Source organism: Acerihabitans sp. (assembly GCF_036398755.1).
Classification (GTDB): domain Bacteria; phylum Pseudomonadota; class Gammaproteobacteria; order Enterobacterales; family Enterobacteriaceae; genus Acerihabitans.
Genome location: NZ_DASWOM010000148.1, coordinates 1 through 1581 on the forward strand (window position 1 = coordinate 1; position 1581 = coordinate 1581).

The window sequence follows — 1581 nt, forward strand, 5'->3', positions numbered from 1 at the left end:
GGCCGCTCCACCCGGGTGCCCAGGATATCCGACTGGAATTGCATCAGGAAGTTATTGGCCACCGCGCCGCCGTCCACCCGCAGCGACTTCAGCCGGGCGCCGGAATCCCCCTGCATGGCATCCAGCAAATCCCGGGTCTGGAACGCGATGGACTCAAGCGTCGCGCGGATAATATGGTTGGCGTTGACGCCGCGGGTGATGCCGAAGATGGCCCCGCGCGCATAGGGGTCCCAGTAGGGGGCCCCCAGGCCGGTAAAGGCCGGCACCACGTAGACGCCGTTGGTGTCTTTTACCTTGCAGGCAAAATAATCGCTGTCGGCGGCGTCGCTGATAAGCTTCATTTCATCGCGCAGCCACTGGATGGCCGCGCCGGCGACGAACACCGCCCCTTCCAGCGCATAGTTCACCTCGCCGCGCGGGCCGCAGGCGATGGTGGTCAGCAGGCCGTGTTTCGACCGTACCGCTTCGGTGCCGGTATTCATCAGCAGGAAGCAGCCGGTGCCGTAGGTATTCTTGGCCATGCCCTTCTCGACGCACAGCTGGCCGTACAGCGCGGCCTGTTGGTCGCCGGCGATGCCGGCGATGGGAATACGGGTCCCTCCTTTACCGCCGATATTGGTCTGGCCGTAGACCTCAGAAGAGGAGCGCACCGTCGGCAGCATGGAGCGCGGGATGTCCAGCACATCCAGCATTTTTTCATCCCAGTCCAGAGCATGGATATTGAACAGCATGGTGCGGGAAGCGTTGGTATAGTCGGTCACATGCACCCGGCCCTGGGTCATGCGCCAAATCAGCCAGGTATCAATGGTGCCGAACAGCAGCTCGCCGCGCATGGCCCGTTCCCTGGCGCCCTCGACGTTATCCAGGATCCATTTGACCTTGGTGCCGGAGAAATAAGGGTCGATAACCAGCCCGGTGGTTTCACGGACATACTCTTCCAGCCCGTCGTTTTTCAGTTTTTCGCAGATATCGGCGGTGCGGCGGCATTGCCAGACAATGGCGTTGTACACCGGTTTCCCGGTTTCTTTGTCCCACACCACCGCGGTTTCACGCTGGTTGGTGATGCCGATGCCGGCAACCTGGTCGGAGCTGATATCGGCCTTGGCCAGGACCTCCACCAGGGTTGAACTTTGCGACGCCCAGATTTCCATCGGGTCATGCTCCACCCAGCCGGGCTTGGGATAGATTTGGGTGAATTCGCGCTGCGAAACGCTGACGATATTAGCCTCGTGGTCGAGAACAATCGCCCGGGAACTGGTGGTGCCCTGGTCGAGGGCTACAATGTATTTTTTTTCAGATGGCATGATGTTTTCCTGCAAAAGTTGTCGTTCTAATGGCGTATAAGGCTTGCCATTTCCATCGCGGATCATGGCGGTCATTATGCTTTATGCTCGCTGGCGGCGCGGTGCGTCTCTTCCAGGCCATCTTCGTTTACGGCGGAAGGCAGATAGGGGCCGATAAGCGCACGGTAGCCGAACGCCCCCAGGCAGGCGCCCACCACCGGCGCAATCAGCGGAACCAGGAAGTAGGGAATATCGCGTCCGCCGGTAAAGGCCACTTTGCCCCAGCCGGCCAGATAGG

At 60.5% G+C, this 1581-nt stretch carries 1 protein-coding gene and 1 pseudogene; both read right to left on the bottom strand.

The window, feature by feature from the left end:
* The coding region (glpK, locus tag VGC33_RS23065) for a glycerol kinase GlpK (RefSeq protein WP_331123106.1) at positions 1–1304 on the bottom strand (1304 nt) is incomplete at its 3' end.
* Between the two features lie 74 nt (positions 1305–1378).
* Positions 1379–1581: pseudogene (locus VGC33_RS23070) on the bottom strand (aquaporin); the annotation flags it as partial.